Source organism: Actinopolymorpha sp. NPDC004070, assembly GCF_040610475.1.
In the GTDB taxonomy this organism is placed as follows: domain Bacteria; phylum Actinomycetota; class Actinomycetes; order Propionibacteriales; family Actinopolymorphaceae; genus Actinopolymorpha.
The window spans coordinates 196,864-217,368 of record NZ_JBEXMJ010000012.1; the positions used below are offsets into that span (position 1 = coordinate 196,864).

General features: G+C 66.9%; 17 protein-coding genes and 1 pseudogene. 10 read left to right on the plus strand and 8 right to left on the minus strand.

The annotated features are described in order from the left end of the window. Positions 1 to 291 precede the first annotated feature (291 nt). The 4 genes from ABZV93_RS22370 to ABZV93_RS22385 all read left to right on the plus strand — a co-directional run bounded on the left by ABZV93_RS22370 (position 292) and on the right by ABZV93_RS22385 (position 3,469). The gene (locus ABZV93_RS22370) at positions 292 to 939 is read left to right on the plus strand and encodes a PadR family transcriptional regulator (RefSeq protein WP_354939244.1); all 648 of its coding nucleotides are present in this window, start codon (positions 292 to 294) and stop codon (positions 937 to 939) included. Next, on the plus strand, positions 936 to 2,156 hold the full coding sequence (locus ABZV93_RS22375; RefSeq protein WP_354939246.1) for an NAD(P)/FAD-dependent oxidoreductase: 1,221 nt from the start codon (positions 936 to 938) through the stop codon (positions 2,154 to 2,156). The genes ABZV93_RS22370 and ABZV93_RS22375 overlap by 4 nt, the downstream gene beginning before the upstream one ends. Further along, positions 2,153 to 2,776, plus strand: coding sequence for an NAD(P)-binding oxidoreductase (locus tag ABZV93_RS22380; RefSeq protein WP_354939247.1), 624 nt, complete (start codon positions 2,153 to 2,155; stop codon positions 2,774 to 2,776). Before ABZV93_RS22375 ends, ABZV93_RS22380 begins: the two co-directional genes overlap by 4 nt. 147 nt (positions 2,777 to 2,923) lie before the next feature. Next, positions 2,924 to 3,469 carry a VOC family protein gene (locus ABZV93_RS22385; protein WP_354939249.1) on the plus strand — a complete coding sequence of 182 codons (546 nt, stop codon included), beginning with the start codon at positions 2,924 to 2,926 and terminating at the stop codon, positions 3,467 to 3,469. A 356-nt stretch (positions 3,470 to 3,825) separates the two neighbouring features. On the opposite strand, the gene ABZV93_RS22390 is transcribed toward ABZV93_RS22385, so the two are convergent. Then, positions 3,826 to 4,743, minus strand: coding sequence for an aminoglycoside phosphotransferase family protein (locus ABZV93_RS22390; RefSeq protein WP_354939251.1), 918 nt, complete (start codon positions 4,741 to 4,743; stop codon positions 3,826 to 3,828). An 882-nt stretch (positions 4,744 to 5,625) separates the two neighbouring features. Between ABZV93_RS22390 and ABZV93_RS22395 the strand changes: the two genes are divergently transcribed. After that, entirely contained in the window at positions 5,626 to 6,603 is a 978-nt protein-coding gene (locus ABZV93_RS22395; RefSeq protein ID WP_354939253.1) for a M4 family metallopeptidase, read from the plus strand. Continuing rightward, positions 6,537 to 7,106, plus strand: coding sequence for a hypothetical protein (locus tag ABZV93_RS22400; RefSeq protein ID WP_354939255.1), 570 nt, complete (start codon positions 6,537 to 6,539; stop codon positions 7,104 to 7,106). The genes ABZV93_RS22395 and ABZV93_RS22400 overlap by 67 nt, the downstream gene beginning before the upstream one ends. Positions 7,107 to 7,132: 26 nt before the next feature. Here the strand turns inward: ABZV93_RS22400 and ABZV93_RS22405 are convergent, their stop codons facing one another. From ABZV93_RS22405 to ABZV93_RS22415, 3 genes are all read right to left on the minus strand, one after another. Then, on the minus strand, positions 7,133 to 7,786 hold the full coding sequence (locus ABZV93_RS22405) for a GNAT family N-acetyltransferase (protein ID WP_354939257.1): 654 nt from the start codon (positions 7,784 to 7,786) through the stop codon (positions 7,133 to 7,135). Positions 7,787 to 8,640: 854 nt separating this feature from the next. Further along, a complete protein-coding gene (locus tag ABZV93_RS22410; protein WP_354939259.1) occupies positions 8,641 to 9,615 on the minus strand; it encodes a sensor histidine kinase in 975 nt (324 codons plus the stop codon). A 282-nt stretch (positions 9,616 to 9,897) separates the two neighbouring features. Then, the gene (locus ABZV93_RS22415; RefSeq protein WP_354939260.1) at positions 9,898 to 10,335 is read right to left on the minus strand and encodes a hypothetical protein; all 438 of its coding nucleotides are present in this window, start codon (positions 10,333 to 10,335) and stop codon (positions 9,898 to 9,900) included. A 408-nt stretch (positions 10,336 to 10,743) separates the two neighbouring features. Here ABZV93_RS22415 and ABZV93_RS22420 point away from each other — a divergent pair, with 408 nt between their 5' ends. Next, a complete protein-coding gene (locus tag ABZV93_RS22420; RefSeq protein ID WP_354939262.1) occupies positions 10,744 to 11,736 on the plus strand; it encodes a nucleotidyltransferase domain-containing protein in 993 nt (330 codons plus the stop codon). A gap of 658 nt (positions 11,737 to 12,394) precedes the next feature. Here the strand turns inward: ABZV93_RS22420 and ABZV93_RS22425 are convergent. From ABZV93_RS22425 to ABZV93_RS22435, 3 genes are all read right to left on the minus strand, one after another. Continuing rightward, positions 12,395 to 12,748: a DoxX family protein gene (locus ABZV93_RS22425; RefSeq protein WP_354939264.1), complete on the minus strand. Its 354-nt coding sequence runs from the start codon at positions 12,746 to 12,748 to the stop codon at positions 12,395 to 12,397. Between the two features lie 145 nt (positions 12,749 to 12,893). Continuing rightward, the gene (locus ABZV93_RS22430; protein ID WP_354939266.1) at positions 12,894 to 13,382 is read right to left on the minus strand and encodes a hypothetical protein; all 489 of its coding nucleotides are present in this window, start codon (positions 13,380 to 13,382) and stop codon (positions 12,894 to 12,896) included. A 471-nt stretch (positions 13,383 to 13,853) separates the two neighbouring features. Next, a complete protein-coding gene (locus ABZV93_RS22435; RefSeq protein ID WP_354939268.1) occupies positions 13,854 to 14,684 on the minus strand; it encodes an alpha/beta hydrolase in 831 nt (276 codons plus the stop codon). A gap of 180 nt (positions 14,685 to 14,864) precedes the next feature. On the opposite strand from ABZV93_RS22435, the gene istA reads away from it, so the two are divergent. Together istA and istB are read left to right on the plus strand one after the other, a co-directional pair. After that, complete coding sequence (istA, locus tag ABZV93_RS22440; protein WP_354939270.1) at positions 14,865 to 16,124, plus strand: IS21 family transposase; 1,260 nt, start codon at positions 14,865 to 14,867, stop codon at positions 16,122 to 16,124. Between the two features lie 37 nt (positions 16,125 to 16,161). Next, positions 16,162 to 16,932, plus strand: a pseudogene (istB, locus tag ABZV93_RS22445) (IS21-like element helper ATPase IstB); the annotation flags it as partial. A 75-nt stretch (positions 16,933 to 17,007) separates the two neighbouring features. On the opposite strand, the gene ABZV93_RS22450 reads toward istB, so the two are convergent. After that, positions 17,008 to 17,388, minus strand: a complete 381-nt coding sequence (locus ABZV93_RS22450; protein WP_354939272.1) for a hypothetical protein — start codon at positions 17,386 to 17,388, stop codon at positions 17,008 to 17,010. Positions 17,389 to 18,195: 807 nt separating this feature from the next. On the opposite strand from ABZV93_RS22450, the gene ABZV93_RS22455 reads away from it, so the two are divergent. Further along, positions 18,196 to 18,510, plus strand: coding sequence for a hypothetical protein (locus tag ABZV93_RS22455; RefSeq protein ID WP_354939274.1), 315 nt, complete (start codon positions 18,196 to 18,198; stop codon positions 18,508 to 18,510). The last annotated feature ends 1,995 nt before the right edge of the window (positions 18,511 to 20,505 follow it).

Consider the following 20,505-nt stretch of genomic DNA (forward strand, 5'->3'; position numbering starts at 1 on the left):
ACGTCTGAGACCACAAGCACGGAGCTTTGCGTCGAGGATCGTCGGCTGCAGGTCGTACACGGGGGCAGCTTCGCCGAGTCGCGGATGCGTCACGGACGACCCAACGACGGCGCGCACCACCCTTCCTCTTTTCAACTTGGGAACGTCGACGGCGGGCCGAATGGCTGGCCGGCGATGGTCGCCGACCGCCCACGTGGGGGCAGTTTCTCAGGCTGGCGAGCAGGTAGTAGTTTTGCAAAACTAGTTTTGAACGACTAGCCTCGGGTTCGAGGTGATGATGTGACGCGGACCGTGAACAACCTGCTGGCGCTGGCCGTGCTCTCGTACCTGACACAACGGCCGATGCACGCCTATGAGCTGAACCGGATGCTGAAGGACCATGACGCGGCCCGGACCTTCAAGCTGAGCTACGGCGCGCTGTACGGCGTCGTACGCCAGATGGACGCGGCCGGGTTCATCCGAGCCGCCGGGACCGGCCAGTCGGGCAAGCTGCCCAAGCACACGATGTACGAGCTGACCGACCTCGGCCGCGCCGAGATGCGCGACTGGCTCCAGGAACTCATCAGCGAGCCGCGTCACGAGTACCCGGCCTTCGCCGCCGCCCTCTCGCTGGTCGCGGTGTTGCCCCCGGACACGGTTGTGAACCTGCTGCGAGACCGCGTGGGCAGCCTGGCTGCCGAGATCGCCGCCATCCGCGACCAGCTCGACGCGGCAGTGGCCAAGGGAGTTTCGCCCCTGTTCCTGGTCGAGGACGACTACCGGATCGCCCTGCTCGAAGCCGAGTCGGCCTTCATCAAGACATTCATCGCGCAGATCGAAGATCCCGAGGCCGGCCTGTTCGAGCCCTGGGCGGCTTACCACGCCGGCCAGGCGGTCCCGAACACAGCCATTGGCGACGACGCGTCCGCGCCGGGCGACGAGGAAGGACCTGCGACATGACATCCACCCGCACAGCTCTCGTGATCGGCGGTGGGATCGCCGGCCCGGCGACCGCGATGGCACTTACCAAGGCCGGCATCGAGACCACCATCTACGAGGCCCGCCCAGACGGCGCCGACGGCAACGGGGTGATGCTCACCCTTGCCACCAATGGCATCGACGCGCTGCGGGCCATCGACGCCGATCGACCCGCCGTCGCGGCCGGCTTCCCAACCCCGGGCATCACGCTTCGCACCCACACCGGCAAGCGCCTCGGCCTCACCGCCACAGGCGGGGCACTGGCCGACGGAACGCTCAGCCACACCATCCGCCGCGCCGACCTGTACCAGGCCCTGCACAGACAGGCCCTCGGGCGCGGGATCCAGGTGGTCCACGGCAAGCGGCTCGTCGACGCCACCACGACCCTGGCCGGCGTGCGGGCAGCGTTCGCCGACGGCACCAGCGCCGAGGCAGACATCCTGGTCGGCTGCGACGGCATCCACTCCACGGTGCGCCGGTTGATCGACCCCACCGCCCCGGCACCGGCCTATGCCGGGCTGCTCACCACCGGAGGCTATGCCTCCGGCGTCACGGTCCCAACTGCACCCGGCGACTACGAGATGATCTTCGGCAAACGCGCGTTCTTCGGCTATGCCGTCGCCCCCGACGGACAGGTCTGGTGGTTCGTCAACCTCCCCCGCAAGACCGAACCCGCCCCGGGCGAGGTCGAAGCCATCGGAGCCGAAGACTGGCGGAGGACGTTCGCCGAGTTGTACGCCGACGACGCCGGCCCGGCCCTCAAGCTCATCGCCGCCACCGAGGAGTTCGCTCCGATGACGCCCGTCCACACCTACCCGCACCTGGCCCGCTGGTACTCCGATCGGATGGTCGTCGTAGGCGACGCTGCGCACGCCCCGTCACCCACATCCGGGCAGGGAGCGTCGTTATCCATCGAGGATGCCGTCGTATTGGCGACCGCCTTGCGTGACCTGGACGCCCCCATGACGGCGTTCCGGCACTTCGAGGCCGTCCGCCGCCCGCGGGTTGAGAAGATCATCAAAGCCGCGGCCAGGATCAACAACAACAAGGCGCCTGGCCCGCTCGGCCGATTCATGCGCGACCTCGTGCTGCCCCCGATCCTCCGTGCCACTGCCAACGCCAAGAGCGTCCGCGAGGTTCACGAGCACCACCTCGACTGGCAGACACCGACAGAGTCGACAACGGGAGTTAATCGATGAAGATCACCGTTATTGGCGCCGTCGGCCGGCTTGGGTGGCACGTCGCCCAGGAGGCCAGCCGCCGCAACCACCAGGTCACCGGCCTTGCCCGACACCCCGACCGGCTACCCGACCCACGCCTGTTCCCGGCCATCACCGGTGACGGCCGGGACCCAGAAGCGGTCGGCCGGGCGGTCGGCGGAGCGGAGGCGGTAGTCATCACCGTCTCCGGCGGACGCCGCAACGACCCGCACCAGCTTGCTGAGGTGACCCGCACCGTCACCGCATCGATGCAGGATCACGGCGTGCAGCGCTTGGTGATCACCAGTGCCTACCCGCTCGTCGCCACGGACCCCAAGGCGATCATGTGGCTGATGCGAAGACTGCTCGCCACCCCGTACGCCGACACCGCCGAGGCCGAACGCATCGTCACCGCCAGCGACCTGACCTGGACCATCGCACGGCTCAACCGGCTCACCGACCACCGCTCGGTCGGCGCGCCGCACATCTCCACCGGCATGCTCGACCGGCCCGTCGGCCTGTCCAGAGCCGATGTAGCCACCCTGCTCGTGGACCTCGCCGAAAACGGTGACCATGCACGACGTGCCATCAACGTCCGCGGGCAGAACGGCAGGAAGTGACCCGACACCGCTGACTCTCGCTGGCCAGATTCACGTCCGGGTGCCTGTTCGCATCACTGCGCTGTCTGTGTTCACGGCTGTCAGGAGTGCGCCGGCGACGGTCACCAGCAGCCCTACGAGGAACACGCCGGCGAGTAGGAGTCGGTCGTGGTCGAGCGTGGCGAGACCTCCGGCGATCTCGAGACCGAGACGCCGATCACCACGACGCTATATGCCGTTATCCGCCGGCACATGCGGACCGCTGAGCCGGGTCTTGGGGGTGGGCTGCGGTACGTTCTCCGAGCCGCGGGTGGGTTGCCCGCGGGCGACCAGTCGGGAGGACGGCAGTTGCTGACATCTCTTTACCATGTGCAGATTCCCGTGCGCGATCTGGATGCCGCTGTCGCGTGGTACGAGAAGTACCTCGGCTTCACCGTCGCAGCGCGACCTGGCGGGGACATCGCGTTCCTCAATTCCGAGGACGGCCCGTTCCTGATGCTGTGGCGGACCGACGATCCGGAGCGGGCCAACTTCACCGTGGCGGGGGAGCCCTTCCCGGTTCTTCTCTACCGGACCACCCAGATACACCAGCTCCATGACGGGCTCGCGTCGTCCGGGGCGACGATCACGACGTATCAGGATGATGGGCACCACTGGGTCCTGAAGTTCTTCGACCCCGACGGCAACATGTGGGGAGCCCTGCAGGACAACTGACACCTGGTCCTGAGTGACACGACCGTGCCAGGGACGGCCAGCCGAGCTCAACGGGTCGGAGGGTTTGCCGGTGACGCTGCTGTCCGCCGCGCTCCAGAAATCGTGGAGGTCGCGGAGGAGATTCAGCGCGGCGGACAACGCCCGAGGTTGGCGGGCGAGACAGGGTCTTGTCGGGCGCGTCCGCGTTCCTGACAAGGAGGCACAGTCCCTCGATCCGGGTCGCTTGATCGTGTCCGGAGATGCGATGGCCTCTCTGCCGCCGACCACGATGAGATGCAAGTGCCCGGTGCCGACGACATCATGATTTACCAGCCGAGCCATCCGACGGAGTACGACCTCTGACGCAACTGGGACGGTTAGCGCCCGCGCAACATGGGAGCCACTCGGTCGCCGCGTCCAGCTGTGGCGAGGACGAACCGAAGGACGTGCTGACGTGCCGCCCACAGCTCGTCGTCCGGATGTCGCTTCGCGCACAACGCGATGGACCGGCAGAGCAGGAACTCCTCGATGTGCTCACTCGGCCTCGCCAGGCCGGCACCGCTGAAAATGTCGTCGACCAGACGCGAAGCCTGGTCGATCTGAGATCCGGAGAACGCCTGATCGGCCGGACCTTCGCCGAGGTCGCCGTTGCACAGCGCTGACACAAAGGTAGCGGTCGCCACGTCATAGCCGGCGGGAGCCCAGCCCACTTCTTCGAGGTCGATGACGCCGCGCTTGCACATGTTGTGTCCGTGTAGGTCGGCATGGACGAGCGAGAGCGGCACGTCGGCGAGGGTGGCCGTTGCGCGGTCGAACCTCTCGAGGATCTCCGTTCCCAAGTCGGGGAGGAGCCGGGCCGCTGCATCGGGACCTACGAGTCGGCGAAAGTCGCCGGCCGAGATCCCACCACGTGACGCCAAGGCCGCCTGGGCACGCGCATACCGCTCCAGGACCGCAAGGTACGTCGAAAGAGCTTCCTCTGAAATCGACCCGGTCCTGTCGCGTTCATCGTCGAAGCGGTCACCAAGCGTCACGGCCCCAAACGATTCCTCGAGCATGTACGGCAACCCCTGGTGCTCGCCGTCCGCGAGGATCCTGGGGACCGGGAAGCCGTGCCCCTGCATGAGCCGGTGATTGGCGAGTTCCGCCTCGATGCCGGGACCGATCCGCAGGTAGCCGCGAATGCCGGAGTAAACGGCGACGCCTGTCCGTCGGGTGACCACCAACTCATACTCGGCATCGCCGAGCCGCAGTTTCGCGGGTGGCGGACGGACTGCGTCTGCATCGTGCGGCACGGGTGTGAGGATAGGCATTGGGCACTTGTGCCGCCTGTAAGAGTCGCGCACATGAGTCGGCATCCCCACCCGTCCAGGTCGCGCACGACGTCGAGGTCAGTAAGCAGCCGATCTACCCCGGGCGGCACCAAGACCGTTTCGACAAGGGCCTCGTCCCTGGCCTGACGAGCAAGGAGAAGGCGGAGCTGACCGCGGCGAAGAAGCGGATCGTCGACCTGGAGACCCGAACTGGCTGTCGCGCCTCGGGTCGTGGAGCTGCTACGGGAGGAAGCGAGCCCCAGAGGAGGTTCTCGGCGGTCGAGGTGATGGCAGACGAGAACCTTCCCGTCCAAGTCAAGTCGACCTTCCAGTTCCTCGCCTGTTCGCCGTTGGTCGCCAGACGGCAACTTCAGCATCTTCCTCGGCTACACATCTCTGGCCAAGGACAGCATCTACACGGTGCGCGCCGACGGCAGCGACATCAGGAAAACCCGAACACCGAAACCTCCGACTCGCCAGACTGGACTCGAAAGTAGACCGCTTCCAGCGCCGTACGCCGCTGCCATCCTGATTGGACAACCCGGCAACGTCGCGGACATGTCGACGCAGGAAGAGGGACTTGGACCTCGATAGTGCCTGCACCGAAGTGGATCGACTGACATCCAGTGGTGGAGGGTGGACAGACTGATGTTCGCTGAGCCCGGTGTACTGCGAGCTGACAGAAGTGGACGGCCGGCTGTGTTTCGTGGGGCCGTCGTGTGTGTCGCGGTGACGGTGCTTCTCGCGCTGTCTTCGTGTGGCGCCTCACCGACGCCCGCTCAGGGTTCAGGACGCGACCGCCGGGCGAGGGAGGCTGAGGTCGGCCCGTCTCCGGCGCCCTCCCTTGTAAAGGACCTGAGGCGGGTGATCTGTGACGCGAAGGGAAGGGCAGACGTCAGTTGGACGTGTGCCGGGAAGAGGGCGGCCTACGCTCGCGTGGAGGGTCAGGGCGCGTCGGCGGTCGGCGACGTCAACAACGTGTACGACTTCTTTGGGGACACCGCGGACGCCTACGCCGGCTACGCAGGCGTCGATCTGACGAGGCTCATCGGCGTTGATTACCACGATGGCAAGGGTCGGGCGCTGCGCGCCGCGGTGCGCGTGTGTCCCCAGGGTTACGAGGGAGAATGGCTCTGTCCCTACGGGGGTGCTTTCTGGGACAACGGGGATGTCGAGGAGTTCGTGTTCGGTGCGGGTATGGCGACCGACGACATCGCAGGGCGTGAACTGACTCATGCTGTCATTTCGCGCACATCGAAGGTTGGTGGGGCCTACCAGTCTGCTGCCATCAACCAGGGCCTGTCCGAGGCTTGGGGTGAGATCGTCGACCTCACCAACGGAAGTAAGGACGACACCCCCGTCAACCGGTGGAAGATCGGTGAGGGTTCGGCTCGTGGTGTGTTCGGTGACATGAGGAACCCCGGCGCGTACGGGCAGCCGGACAAGATGACCTCGGACAAGTGGTTCGGCGGCTCTCTCTTCACCAGTTCCGACTTCGGCATCGACCCTTTCGCCGTCAACAGTGGCGTGTTCGACAAGGCGTTCTACCTGGTCACCGACGGCGATATGTTCAACGGCTACACCATCGTGGTCTCGGCCTGGCGAAGGCGGCGAAGATCATCTGGGCTCTGCAGAACCTGCTCCCGTCGGGGGCGGACTACAACGATGTCTTCATCACGATGCCGCTGGCGTGCCGGAAGAACATCGGTCGGCCCGGCACGCACATCAGCGAGGACGACTGCCGACAGGTCGACAAGGCCGTCCGCGCCACCGAGATGGACAAGGACCCCAGCGTCGGTGCGCCGAAAGACGTCGGCTACTGCGCGGCCGGCAAGTCGGTGAAGGTCATCTACGCCGACGGCTTCGAGTCCAAGAGCGGCTGGAGCTTCCAGCGAGGCTGGCAGCTCTCAAGCGAGGGAGGTTACCCCTACGCTGCTTTCGGGCACGACGCCGCGGACGGCTGGCCGACCGCCGGGGATGACATCACGCTCACGCAGAGGAGTGGTGTGCGCCTCGCGCCCGGTGCCCACCTACGTTTCGACCACGCATACTGGCTGCAGCCCAACGACGGCGCGAGGGTCGAGTACAACACCGGGTCGGGGTGGAAGGTCGCTTCCACACTGCCCAACGTCAACGGTGAGGACACCCCAGCCGGAGAGTTCGACGGGCAGAAGAGCTTCGGCGGTGAGTCCAACGGGTTCGGCGGCACGAGATACGACCTGTCCAGCCTGGCCGGCAAGACGGTGAAACTCCGCTTCCACCTGAAGAAGGTCGGCGGGGATCCGGAGACAGCCGAGGAATCCAGCTGGTATGTCGACAACCTCAAGATCTACACCTGCGTCTGAGACGGACCCGTGGTGCCAACGCGTCGTTAGACGTACCTGACGTGTTCTGACTCTGCAATGCCGGCAGGTTCGACGCGCGTGAGGCAGGTGGCGTCGTCCCAGATGTAGACGACCTCGTCGAGGAGCACACCGGAGTCGTCGACGTGTCGCTGGCCGAGCAGGGTGCCGCCGATTCTTTCGTAGAAGGCGCGGGCGGGTGCGTTGACGGCAAGTACGCCGACCGACAGTCGCCGTCGTCCTCGCGAGACGAGGAACGTGGCCAGGTCTGCGAGCAGCGCCCGCCCGATCCCGCTGCGCTGTCGAGTGGTGTCCACATACAGCGAGTAGCACTCGCCGGTCGGGTGGGCGGCACGGTTCGTGTCGTCGAATGGCCAGTCTGCCGGCGGCCCTCCCATGGCGATGCCGACGATCTCACCGGCTGTGTCCTCTGCGACGCAGACGTACTCTTGCGGGTCTTCGGCCTCGGCGATCTCGCGCAACGTCCGTTCCCACCCCTGTGCCGACGATTCGTACGTACGCTCCAGCAGAAGGTGCTCAGGTATCTGGCCACGGTGGGCGGTGCGGAACGTGTCGACGCCCACCCGAGCCATCGCCGGCACGTCTGCCACGGTCGCTGCTCGGACCTTGAACCCGCGACGTTCGCGCGTCTCACCCAACCGGTCGTCGGTCACAAGATTCATGATGGTCCGCAGATGCGCATGTCGTCATCGAAACGGATCAACTCCTCAAGACCCTGCGACGGTCGAGGTTGTAGGGCTGGAGGTGGCTGCGACGTGGGTTGCAGGCGGGCCAAGCAGGGTCTGCACCGGATCGCCGGGAGCGGGCTCGTCGCGCCATGCAATCTGCCGCAGCGCGGACGGATTGGACACAATGGCCGTAACCTGTGTCGACCTTCCGCTTCCGACGCGAACCAAGATTGCCTATGTGACGCCTGCGCACGCCGATGGGCTGCAGATCGGCATGTCACGGCTGAGAGCCTGGCAGGACTCTCCGACCGTCCGCTTCCGAAGCGGAGCCTCACAGGCCCGCTGACCAGGCACGATGCTATCGGTGGTCTCAGTTTCCGGCCTGCTGGTCTCAGGTACGACAGGCTCCCGACAGGTATCTGCCGGGAGCCTCAAAGTCGCTGACCTGGGGGAATGCGGTGGGCAGGGGCGGGGTCGAACAGGGCCACGGATCCACGTTCGCCACCTGCCACCCTGGTACGTCCGCGCAGGTCAGCGCAATCCACGGACACCCACGGACTACGGCGAACGTAGATGAATGAGGCCATGTCTGAGACCAGGGCGCGGTGAGCCTAACTAGTCCAGCTGGTGGTGATGGATGGCGGCATGTCGTCGAAACCGCCGGTGGCGCCGCAGTCAGGAGAAGTGGATGTCCGGAGGCTTCGGGCACTCGCTCACCCGCTGCGGGTCGAGATCTTGCAGGTTCTGCCGTCCGACGACCTTAGCCGTCGACCGGGTTGGCTTTGGCCAGAGCGATTCTGGCCAGCCGAATCGTCGTTCCCGCGCATGAGGTCTTCAACCGGTGGTGCTCACTCCTCGGTGCGGAGCCGGACCGTGAAGCCGTCGGGATCGCGGGCGGTGTCGAGTTGGTCGCACAGCAGTCGGGCGAGCCACAATCCCTTCCCTGCGGTGCGGTCATCACCGGCGGGGGCGGGCGCGTAGCCGGCGAGCGGGTCGTTGAAGCCCTCGCCCCGGTCGGTGACCGTGCAGACCAACTGGCCAGGGGCTGCCCACAGGCGAACTCGTACGGGGCGACGCCCATGCTGGAGGGCGTTCGTGGCGACCTCGGTCACCGCCAGGACGAAGTTCTCGACCTTCCTCAGTGGTAGCGCCGACCCGGCCCGGGCGAGTCGTCCGCCTTCGGACCGCATCCCCGCGACGTCGTGGAGCTCTGGCACCTCGAAAGTCGGCGTGGACTGCTCGAGCGGGTCGGGATCCGCGTGCGGCAGCTGACGAACGAACTCACTCGGGTCGGTGTAGTGGGGGTTGGGCGTGTGCGAGTCACGGGTCAGGATGGTGGGGTGCGTGAGCTCACCCGCACGAAGGATCTCGTCCGGAAGCTCCTCGGTGTGGTACATGCACACCCCCCAGAGAGGGCACGGCGCCAAGGCGCGGTTGATGACGGCCTCGTAGCGCTCCCACACGATCCACTCAGCCCGAGTTGTCCCGAACTGGACTTCTCCCACCACTCTGAGGCGGGTGGCGGGATCGACCATGTCTCGGATCGTGTCGATGTATCCCGCGATCACCTGGGTTGGCTGCCCCAAGCTCCCAGGCTGCGGCCCGCAAACGATGCGGGAGTCGTTGTCGAGGGCGTCCAGCAGCAGGTGGTTAAGACGGCTCCGGCAGACGAGCATCACCGAGTCGTCTGCAGCCAGCCCTTCGGCGAGGAACGGCACGGCCGTGGTGAGCATGCCCTCGTCGGAGTCATAGAACAGCGCGTCGTGCACGAACCGGTGCTTTCCGCCCGACTCGTGTGTGTGGTGAGGTTCGTTCCTTTGCACCGTTACCCACCTTGCCCGTTGTCGCAGGTGGTACGAGGATCACCTCCACCCTACGACTGGGCCGCTGGGTTCTCGATCGGCGTGCCTCGCCGCCGCCTTCAGCGCATTCGAACGTGCTGAACCTTGAGGCCACGGGACGAGCAGGGACGTGGCGCCTGCGGCGTCAGCCCGCGATCTTCGACCCTTGACCGCTCTGCTCCGGCTCTTGATCTGACTGGTTGCGGGGCGGATGGGAGCAGGGGGTTCGGTGTGACCCGTCGATGATGTTGTGGACCTCTTTGATCACTGGCTCCGTCCGTGCAACCTCGGTGATCCCGAGATTGACACTGATACGGACAAGTTGGTCGAGGAAGGCACGGAGTGCTTCTTCGCTTTCCCAGGGCGGATCAAACTTGACCAAGGTGCGCCTCGGCCCCCGGTGGCTGTCCGTTGAGGTTTGCTGATGCTGTGTACCTGACAGACGTCGGGTTCCAGCAGCACAACTCCGAGTTCCTTGAGAGTAGGAACGAGCATTTCGGCGAATTCCTGGAATTGCCCAGGGCCTCTGTCGGGCGGCGAATCCCAGACGTCGACAACCTTCAGCCGCTCCTTAGGCCCGTAAGCGACATGGTAAAAGCAGCCCGGCGGAGAGCCCGCGCCGGTCTCCTCCAGCATCACGACGAGCTGGTCGTACTCCTCGGCGCTCATGATGGCCAGTTCGAACTTGAACAGGAGCGCCATCCAGACCACCGCCTTCCCTGCGGCCCGCCGCCGAACTGGTCGTTTGTGAGGAGCCACCGACTGGCGTACGCGAGGGCGAGACGCGCACGAGCGAGCGTCGCTTTCCGTACTCGCACCGTGATACCGCCGAGGGACAACGAGCAGGCTGGCAAACAGATCGTCTCATTCGTCTCTGTTCGCGGCGCCGTAACCGGCCTCAGCCTGCGCCGGCGGCCGGGAGTCTGGGCGAAGGGTCGTGGACGGCTAGGGACCGGGCTGCTGGTCTCAGTCGCAACGGCTCCCGACAGGCACCTGCTGGAGGCCAGGCAAACCGCTGAGCAGCGGGAATGTTGTGGGCGGAAGCGGACGGTCGGCAGCAATGACGCGCCGTCCCTCGATCATGTGCGGGCGGGTTCGGCTGCGGGGCGCGTGCCCGAGCAGTACCACGCCGGATTCCTGGCCCATGGACTGGATCTGGACTTCGCATCTACCGACAAAGGCGATCGCGATATCCGGTGGCTCGCTGCTGCGGCTCCTGGTGGGATGTCCAGCATGGGTGAGCAGCGGCAGGTGAGCAGTGGAAGCCGAATGCGTCGCGCGGCTGCGGAGCCGTTGCTTCGCTCCTACGCGGCGCATCCTGAGGTCGATGCGGTGATTCTCAGCGGTTCGACCGCACGGGGTCAGGCCGATCGCTGGTCGGATGTCGAGATCGGCGTCTTCTGGTCGCAGCCACCCTCGGAAGGCCGGCGTCGGGAGTTGGCGCACCTCGCGCGAGGTTGCCGCCTGTTCGACTACTACGACTCTGAGCGGTGCTGGGCGGATGACCTGGATCTGGAGCCCGCGGGCCTGCTGGGTGAAGTGGTACACATGCTCACCTCCGACGCCGAGACATTCGTCCAGGACGTCACGGCTCGGTTCGATCCCGACCCGATGAAACGCAACGTCGTGGCCGGGATCGTCGACGGGATCGCCGTCGACGGCGCGCCGGTGATCGAGCGGTGGCGACGACTGGCCACGCCCTATCCGCGGGAGCTGGCGGTCGCGGTCGTGGGTGCCACGGGCATGATCGACCATTTCACCCGCTGGGAAGTGGCCCACGAGCGCGGCAATTCGATGCAGTTGGCGCACCTGTTGAGCACGGCAGCGAAGCAACTGCTGGACATGCTCATGGCCCTCAACGGTGTTTACGGCCCGAAGCCGGAGAAATGGCAGGCCCACATCACCACGAACCTGAAGGTCGCGCCGGCGGATCTGCCTACTCGACTGAGCTCGGTGTTCACCGACAAGCCACCTCAGGCCGCCGCTACGCTCGCATCGCTCGTCGAGGAAACCTACGACCTGGTCGAGTCCGAGCTCCCCGAGGTCGACGTCCAGCGTTTCCGTCAGGTATTTCGGTACGCTCGGCCACCGCTGGAGACCTGATTGCTCTGCCGGCGTCGGAGAACGCAGGCGAAGGAGACCAAGTCTGAGACCACCTGGGCGGGATGGCCGAACTGAGGTCGTCTATAGAACGCCCGCGGGCACGCTGTTCACCGATGGGCTGCAAACCGGCCCAGACAGCTGAGAGCCTCTGAAGGCCGCTCCGACGTCCGCTTTCGAAGCGGAGCCTCGCAGGCCGGGGAATGCGGTGGGCAGGGGCGGGGTCGAACCGCCGACCTTCCGCCTTTCAGGGCCACGGACCCACGTTCACCACCCACCGCCGCAGTACGTCTGCGCAGGTCAGCGCCATCCACCGTCCTCGCCGAATGGCCACGAACGTAGGCGAATGAGACCACGTCTGAGACCACGCCAGAGACGCGCGCGCCGGGCATGCTCCGGTCCCGGGCGCCCCGGCCGAAGACACGGAGAAGGGCACCGCCGTATCTGTGCCCATGGCGGTCGGGGCCGCGTATGCCAGGATCTGCGCCACGACAGCGCGTCGGGGCTCGCTGTTGTTGTGGAGCTCATTGGACGTAACTGCCAAAACGAGGCTCGGGCGGCTTAAGCAGCACGTTCATGCCACGCATCCTTCTGCTTGTCTCACGCGTCAACCCTGACGCGAGGGACCGTTGCACCCGAGAGTCCGCGCGGTGCTGAGTTACTAAAAGCCGTGGTAGCCGAGGTGCACGGCCAGGGCGGCGGACTCGGTGGCGAAGAAGACCGCCCAGCCGACGAGCTTCCGGGAGCCCACCCGCCGGTGGGCGATGAGCGCGCCGATGAAGTACAGCTCCAGACCAACTGCGGCGAGCAGCCCCACCAGTGGCACCGCGAACCCGGCCACCAGGCCCACGGCTCCGGCCGCCAGCAGGCTGCCCAACTTCGGTCCCCACGAGAGCGGCAGCCGTTTCATCGCCATTTGCGCCTTGGGGTAGTCGTGGCCGATCAGGTAGGTGACGGCGGCGCTGCCGGTGAAGACGGCGGCCAGGATGGTCACCGTGACGTAGGCGATGAACATGGTCTCCCTTTCCGGGGACTAGGAGTTATCTGAGACGGCGTCTTCGCAGGTCGCGACGGCAGCGCCGTCGCACTCCGGGTGTCCGCTGAGGGGGACCCCACACCGTCGGCGGCGCGATCCCATATCCGTTGGATTTTCTCCAGTACTACTGGCGCTCCTGCGCACGCGCGGAGGCTCGCCTCGCCATTCGGTGGATCACCCTGGAGCCCGGGGAAGCACCGAGGGCGTGTGACAACGGGTGGAGGAGGCGGGCGCCGGGTACGCGGAGCGTACCCATGAACGCGAACCTTGTCCGGTCCGCCTCGGCCGCGGCCGCCATTCCTCCCAGCAGGAACCGGCTCTGCATCCAGCACCATCCCGGCCGGAGCACGACATCGAACCGGGCTCGCTGCCCGAAGCGTCCTCGTGCCAAGGCCTCCAGCCGTTCTCCGTCCGCCCGGGTGATTCGCATGGTGCGGACGTCGGTGAGCAGCCGCGGGAATTCGTTTTCGAGGTCGGCGGCGACCGCCCAGACCTCGTCGAAGGACAGGGGTAGGACGTCTTCGGCGTACACCGCGCCGGGGATGACCGCTGCCATGACGCGTAGGCGGCGTACGGGGTCGAGGTCGGCCTCGGGCCAGATCGTGTCGGTCATCTCCATGCCTTCCGGAAGCTGAGCCGCGCCCTGTCGATATCTCCAGCAGTTCGCCCACGGCCCGTTCGCCGTGACCCTCCAGATCACGAAGTACGAGGACCGCGCGGTGCTCTGGTGACAGTCGGCACAGGACATCGCGGACGTCGGCGGCCAGGAGGGGATCGCCGGGCTGTGGCACGTCGTCCAGGTCAGTGGCGCGGGTGTGCTGCGAGCGTCGCGCCATCCGTATCGCCTCGCGAATCGCGATCGACCGTGCCCACCCGAAGACCGCTGCGGGATCGCGCAGCCCCCGGATGCCACGAAGGATCGCGATGAGCGCTTCTTGTGCGGCGTCGGGCCCGTCATCCAGCGCGATCGGGCCGCAGATCCGGCCGACGTAGGGGGCCAGCAGGTCGAGCAGATCGTGCATGGCCATGCCGTCGCCCCGCTGGGCGGCCCGGACCAGAGCGGCGGCATGCTCGGAGTCGCCGTTCACCCGACCGGTTCCTGCGCGTGCGCGAATCCGGCGGACAGCGACCTGATCGCGTCCGCGACGAGGCCGGGCTGCTCATCGGCGAGGTAGTGGCCGCCCGGAACGACCCGAACAACCAGATCGGTGGCGTGCCGTTCGCCTCCTGCCAGTGCCTCGGGCGACATGGCGAAGTCGTCTGTGCCGAAGAGGAGTGTCGTCGGCACGGTCAGCCGGAGCGCCCGGTGGTGGCCGATGAGGAGCCGTGGGATGTCCCGCAAGACGTACTGCCAGTGCAGCGCCCGGCCCGCATGGGCCCGCGCCCGCGGTCGTACGGACTCAGTGAACTCGTCGAGGTCGGCACGTCGCCACACATCCGGGTTGGTCACTCCTCTGCGAAGGATGTACCTGGTGAACGCGGGCCAGTGTCGCAGCAGCGCGCCGCCGATCACCGGATACTCCCACGGGATCGTGTACCACTGCCGCCACGCGTGCCGAATGAGGCGCCGATGCTCCGGCCACGGATGGATCATGCTGAGCGCGAGGAAGCTGTCGAAGCGTTCGGGTGCCCGGATACAGGCCATGAAGCCGACCCACGCCCCCCACTCATGGCCGACCAGAAGCACTCGGTCCAGCCCCAGCGCATCCATCAGCGCCAGCACGTCGTCTGCTCGGGTGCCGGTGTCATAGCCCCGGTATGGGGCGTCGGACCATCCGAAACCCCGGAAGTCGGGCATGATCAGCCGGTGACGGCCGGCCAGCAGCGGGACCACGCGGCGCCACGCGTACCAGTGCTGCGGGAACCCATGGAGGAACAGAACCGGCGTTCCCTCCGCAGGACCCGCTTCGGCCACGTGGAAGCGCACCCCGCCCGCTTCGACAAACCGGTGCTCCACTCCATGTGGCAGCCGGAGTCCAGGAGGGAAGTAGCCGGCGGCGCCACGTCCGGACGAGATTGCCGCCGTTGTCGCCGCCTCCTGAAGACTGACCCCGTGGGGTTCTCCGAAAGTTGACCCCCTCCTGAGTCTTGGAGGGTGTTGAAAGTGGAGGACTGGGCGGAGATTCGCCGGTTGCATCGGGGCGAGGGTGTGCCGATCAAGGAGATCGCTCGGCGGTTGGGGGTGGCTCGGAACACGGTGCGGTCGGCGTTGGCGTCGGATCGGCCGCCGAAGTATGAGCGGGCCCCGCGGGGGTCGGTGGCTGATGCCTTCGAGCCGCAGATCCGGGCTTTGCTGGTGGAGTGGCCGCGGATGCCGGCGCCGGTGGTCGCGTCTCGGATCGGGTGGCCGTACTCGTTGTCGCCGTTGAAGAAGCGGCTGGCGGCGATCCGGCCGGAGTATGTGGGGATCGACCCGGTGGACCGGGTCACCTACGAGCCGGGGCAGCTGACCCAGTGCGATCTGTGGTTTCCCGAGCCGAGGATCCCGGTCGCGGCCGGGCAGGAGCGGGTGTTGCCGGTGCTGGTGATGACGTTGACGTTCTCCCGGTTCCTGACCGCGACGATGATCCCGTCCCGGCAGGCCGGGGACATCCTGGCGGGGATGTGGACGCTGATCGCCGGGCTCGGCCGGGTGACCCGGGCGTTGTTGTGGGATCGGGAGTCCGCGATCGGTGGGACCGGACGGGTCAGCGTGCCGGCGGCGGCGTTCGCGGGCACCCTGGCCACCCAGATCAGGCTGGCCCCGCCGCGGGACCCGGAGTTCAAAGGGATGGTCGAACGGAACAACCAGTACCTGGAGACCTCGTTCCTGCCCGGGCGCAGGTTCACCTCACCGGCCGACTTCAACACCCAGCTGGGCGAGTGGCTGGTCCAGGCCAACGCTCGCACGGTCCGCTCGATCGCCGGCCGCCCGGTCGACCTGCTCGAGACCGACTACCGGTCGATGCTGGCGTTGCCGCCGGTCGACCCGCCGACCGGACTGGCCCTGCGGGTGCGGCTGGGCCGGGACTACTACGTGCGGGTCGACACCTGCGACTACTCCGTCGACCCGCGTGTGATCGGCAGGTTCGTCGACGTCACCGCGTCTGCGGAGCAGGTGACGGTGGCCTGTGAGGGGCAGGTGGTGGCCTGTCACGCCCGGTCGTGGGCCAAGCAGGCAGTGGTCACCGACCCCGCTCACGCCGCGACCGCAGCGCAGATGCGCCAGGTCCTCGCCCAGGACCGGCAACAACGTGCGGCGGCGACCCGCCACCACACCGACGGTCACACCGTCATGCTGCGGGCGCTGCCGGACTACGACGCCCTGTTCGGCGTCGATTTCACCAACCCAGCAACGAAAGTGAGCAACACGTGAGCACCACTGCGTCTCTGCGCCTGTCTGCCGCGCCGGCAGAGGGTTGCCATCGATGATCGCCTACCTGACCCGGGTCTTGAAGACCCCGACGATCGGCGCGTTCTGGGAAGAACTCGCCGCCCAGGCCCGCGATGAGAACTGGTCACACGAGGAGTACCTGGCCGCCCTGTTGCAGCGTCAGGTCGCCGACCGGGAGTCCAAGGGCTCCATCATGCGGATCCGCACCGCCCACTTCCCGGCCGTGAAGACCCTGGAGGACTTCAACCTCGACCACCTGCCCTCGCTGCGCCGGGACCTGCTCGCCCACCTGGCTACCGGCACCTTCGTCGCCAAGGCCGAGAACGTGATCCTGCTCGGGCCGCCCGGCATCGGCAAGACCCACCTGGCGATCGGGCTCGGGGTCAAGGCCGCCCACGCCGGCTACTCCGTCCTGTTCGACACCGCCAGCAACTGGATCACCCGGCTCGCCGCTGCCCACCACGCCGGGCGGCTGGAGGCGGAGCTGAAGAAGATCCGCCGCTACAAGCTGATCATCATCGACGAAGTTGGCTACATCCCCTTCGACCAGGACGCGGCGAACTTGTTCTTCCAGCTCATCGCCTCACGCTACGAACAAGGCTCGGTCATGGTCACTTCGAACCTGCCGTTCGGCCGCTGGGGCGAAACGTTCTCCGACGACGTCGTCGCCGCAGCCATGATCGACCGGCTCGTCCACCACGCCGAAGTCCTCACCCTCACCGGCGACTCCTACCGCACCCGCCAACGCCGCGAGCTCCTCGCCAAAGAGAACCGCACCAACCGCCGCTGAACCAACCGCGAGGGGGTCAAATTTCCCGAACCCGCACGGGGTCAGTCTTCGCGAAGCGTTGACAGCGCGAGCGGCTCAGGCCTGTTGGTCGCGAGGGTGCGGGTCGGCGTCGTGGTCGCGCTGCTGGTGGGCGGTCTTGCTGCGCTGGTCGGCGGCCCGGTCACGTTCGTCGGCCAGGCGGTGGCGCTCCTCGGCGATTCGTTCGCGTTCGTCGGCGGCGCGCTCGCGTTCCTCGTTCTCGCGGTCGCGGTCATCGGCGGCCTGGTCGTGTTCGTCGGCGAGCTGGTCGCGTCTGTCTGCCATGTGCTCACGTCTGTCGGCGTCGCGTTCGCGTTCGTCGGCGATTCGTTCGCGTTCGTCGGCGAGCCGGTCGCGTTCGTCAGCGATTCGTTCGCGTTGGTCGGCGGCTTGGTCGCGTTGGTCGGCGAGCTGGTCGCGTTCGTCGGCGGCGCGCATCCGTTCGTTGGCTTGGATGAATCGCAGTTCCTCGAGTCGGCGACGGGCGTCGGATGCGACACTGCGAAAGTGTGCTGCCCGGCTTCGGTCCTTGGCGGAACGTTCGCGTTGGTCGGCGGCGTGTGCTCGTTCTTCGGCTTCGCGCCGGCGTCGCACAGCGTCTTCGCTCGCGTGTGCCGCCAGGAGCTTGCTTCTCTCCGATGCCCCTTTGCGCAGTCGAGCGGCGAGCGCGCGTGTTTCTGCGGCCCGCTGACGAAAGGTCAAGGCGGTTCGCTGCGGTCGGGACATTTGGTCCGGTTCGTACTGCCGCCCGTCGTCCCCGATAGGCATGCCGTCGAGCTTACGCGGCCACAGAGAACACAGCGTGCTGGCAACCGTCCTCCGGGCCCGGCGCGGTGGGCAGCTTGCAGGGAGTCCACCGTCTGTGGATCGAAACCAGGACCCGCGGATTTGATCAAGACGGTTGTCCCTGGTGTCCGTCGTCTTGCGAATCTGGCGGTGACCTGGGAGTTCGGCGGTCTCGTCATGATCATAGGTTGCCGTCAGCGTTGGCCCTGTCGCGTCCAATGGCGTGGGTTAGGTGTGGTGCCACAAGGGTCTCCCCACCTCCTCCTACGTCGAACAAGTGTGCGAGTCGAGGCGTATGCTGCTGCTCGGGCGGGAGGGCCGGCACCGACACTGGGCAGGGGATCGGCCGTATGGCCCTCCCCGCCCACCAACGGGCTATGGAATCGGTGCAGAAGTATCATTCCTCTCCACGACCGAGACCTCGCCGGACCCCGGGACCGGGCTATCGCCCAGTTCCTTATGACGCTGTCCACCGCGGCGGCCGAGCTGGCTGCAGCCTTTACGGCCAGGCCGACGGAACAGCCGGACTTCAGAGACCGGCTGGTCGGTTCGATGCAGCGACAGGTGGCCGCGCTGCTTGATGTGAATGGCGAGGAGGGCGTGTCACCGCGCACGATCACCGAGATGCTCGGGCGGACAGACGACGGCAACGTCCGCAACACGCTCAATCGGTTGCGGGAGCTCGGTGTCGCCGAACTCGTGCCCGGTTCGTCGTGGCCGCAGCTGTGGCGTCCCACGGCGCTCTACCGGAAAGGTCCGGATCAGGCCCCGTAAGTAGGAACGGCCTTCTCGAACTCGCCAGGCCGCTAACGGTCGGGCCCGGCCGCCTCGTCAGGTTCGTCGGCGGCTTGGCGGTGGCCATCGGCTGGCCAGACGTGCGCGTCGCCGGCGTGGTCGTGGTGATCGTGGCGATCGGGCCCGTATCCCAGCTCCTCGAGCTGGTGATGTGCCTGAGCGATGAGGTGCTGAGCTTGCGCCCTCACGGCCCGGTCGGCCTCGGACAGGCAGGTGTCTTCAGTGAGGGGTTCGCCGCGCCAGTGGTCGGCGGCATGGTTGTCTTGGGGCATCTTTTGGGGGGCTCTGTTTCGGTTTTCGCCGGTTCAGATGGACGACAGCCCAGTCTACGCGTGCGGTTGCGGCTGCCATTTGCTGCTGAAGAAGCCTTCTTTCTGTGCTGTAGCTATCTCTTGGTTCCTGTACCGTCCCCGGTGATCGCCCCGGTGGCTGCCGCTGGTGCTTCGGCCGCGGAGCGCGCACCCAATCCGGAGCCGGCGAAGGTGGCCGGGGCGATCCCCACGGCGGTGGATGCGGGTAGGGCCCTGAAGGTGCCGGTCGCGTGTCCGTCCGGATGCCCTTACGGTGGTCGGACCCGGCCCGCTCGCACAGACTGGCTTCCTGGACCCTGTGGTTGGTTCCCTCCTGTGGGCGAGCGGGCACGGGCCAGTCGCTTGGACTCGGCATCGGTGTGGCTGTGCTGATGGAGCTACAGGGATCCCCGGCATCCGCAGTCGCGCCCTGCATCGACCGGTGGCCAACTTGGCCATCAATTACTCCAAGATCGTTACCGCGTGTCCGGTTGGACCGGTCTTCGCTAACGTTCTGGCGGCCGGCCCGCTGGCTCACATTCCTGGTCTTCGGTATCCCCCCGTTGCCGGTGCCCAGCGACTTCCTGTGTTCCAGCGGGTCGTGCTCACAGGCTCCCCAGCGACTTTTAGAGCTGCCAAGGATTGGGCACCAAGATCGCCATTCGCGGGTCTGGTATGACCATCCCGGCTTACTCTTTGATCAGCCGACCCGCTGGTTCGTAGCCTCTTGCGCCGCCCCTCCCAGTCACCGGCGCTGGTCGCCCGGGTGGACCAGCGGGTCGTGCTTGCAGGCACCTCCGCGGACAGTCACCGTGCGCTCGAAGGGTCGGCGGGTTTTGGCCGGTGGCCTGGCTTGGTCCGGGAGAGTGGCGGCCCGTAGCCTTGCCCGGCGCGGTGGGCAGCTTGGCTGCCCGCCCTTGACCGCCCACCGTGGGCCGCCGCTCTTAGGGTCCCGGACCAAGCGAGGTGGCTAAAGCCGCCGGCCCGGCACCACCCACGACGAAGTGTTCTCCCGCGGAGCGGGATTGATGAGGGTCGCCAGTCTTGCTGGCGGCCCTCTTGTCGCGCCCAGCCGCGCCGGCCGACCGGGCGCCGAAGGCGCGGAGGGAGAGCCGGCGCCGTCAGGCGGGCGCGCGGCGGCCTGTGGCCGCCCTTGAAGACGTAGGGAAACTCATCACCGACAGATCGCCACGGGTATGTGCTCCGTCGGTTGATGTGCGACACGCGTCCGTCAGTTGATGTGCGCACCGGTCGTGATCGGCACTCTGGGCCGGAGCGTCTCCGTGGGGCGTTCCGGACTCGGAGGCTGGGATTGGTACTGGTTGTCTTGTCGGTTGTGGAGCAGCGCCTGGACGCGGTTCGAGCCGTGCTTGCGGGCATGGAAGTTACTGAGGTGGCTGCCCGTGCGGTCGCAGAGATGCGGCGGGAGCATCCGCGGTGGGGTTTACGGCGGATCCGGCTGGAGTGGCTGCGTAAGCCGTTGCCGTGGCAGGGCAAGGAGTTCGCGGTCCCGTCGGAGCGGACCATCGACCGGATCCTGGTCCGTCATGGTCCGCTGCGTCAGCGGCCGCGGAAGCGGCCGAAGTCGTCCCTAATGGGGTTCGACCGGCGTTTCGCGCCCAAGGCTAGGGCTGTTGGGCGTGAGGCTGGTCGCCGAGCCGCCGTCGGGTGAGCACTCTTCAGT

What these genes read in the sequence shown, in the direction of transcription:
- ABZV93_RS22450 (WP_354939272.1), bottom strand. Translation starts at nt 17,388, where the DNA reads ATGCGCGCCGCCGACGAACGCGACCAGCTCGCCGACCAACGCGACCAA.
- ABZV93_RS22415 (WP_354939260.1), bottom strand. Translation starts at nt 10,335, where the DNA reads ATGGCGCTCCTGTTCAAGTTCGAACTGGCCATCATGAGCGCCGAGGAG.
- ABZV93_RS22405 (WP_354939257.1), bottom strand. Translation starts at nt 7,786, where the DNA reads ATGAATCTTGTGACCGACGACCGGTTGGGTGAGACGCGCGAACGTCGC.
- ABZV93_RS22380 (WP_354939247.1), top strand. Translation starts at nt 2,153, where the DNA reads ATGAAGATCACCGTTATTGGCGCCGTCGGCCGGCTTGGGTGGCACGTC.
- ABZV93_RS22430 (WP_354939266.1), bottom strand. Translation starts at nt 13,382, where the DNA reads ATGACCGACACGATCTGGCCCGAGGCCGACCTCGACCCCGTACGCCGC.
- ABZV93_RS22400 (WP_354939255.1), top strand. Translation starts at nt 6,537, where the DNA reads ATGGACAAGGACCCCAGCGTCGGTGCGCCGAAAGACGTCGGCTACTGC.
- ABZV93_RS22425 (WP_354939264.1), bottom strand. Translation starts at nt 12,748, where the DNA reads ATGTTCATCGCCTACGTCACGGTGACCATCCTGGCCGCCGTCTTCACC.
- ABZV93_RS22455 (WP_354939274.1), top strand. Translation starts at nt 18,196, where the DNA reads ATGACGCTGTCCACCGCGGCGGCCGAGCTGGCTGCAGCCTTTACGGCC.
- ABZV93_RS22375 (WP_354939246.1), top strand. Translation starts at nt 936, where the DNA reads ATGACATCCACCCGCACAGCTCTCGTGATCGGCGGTGGGATCGCCGGC.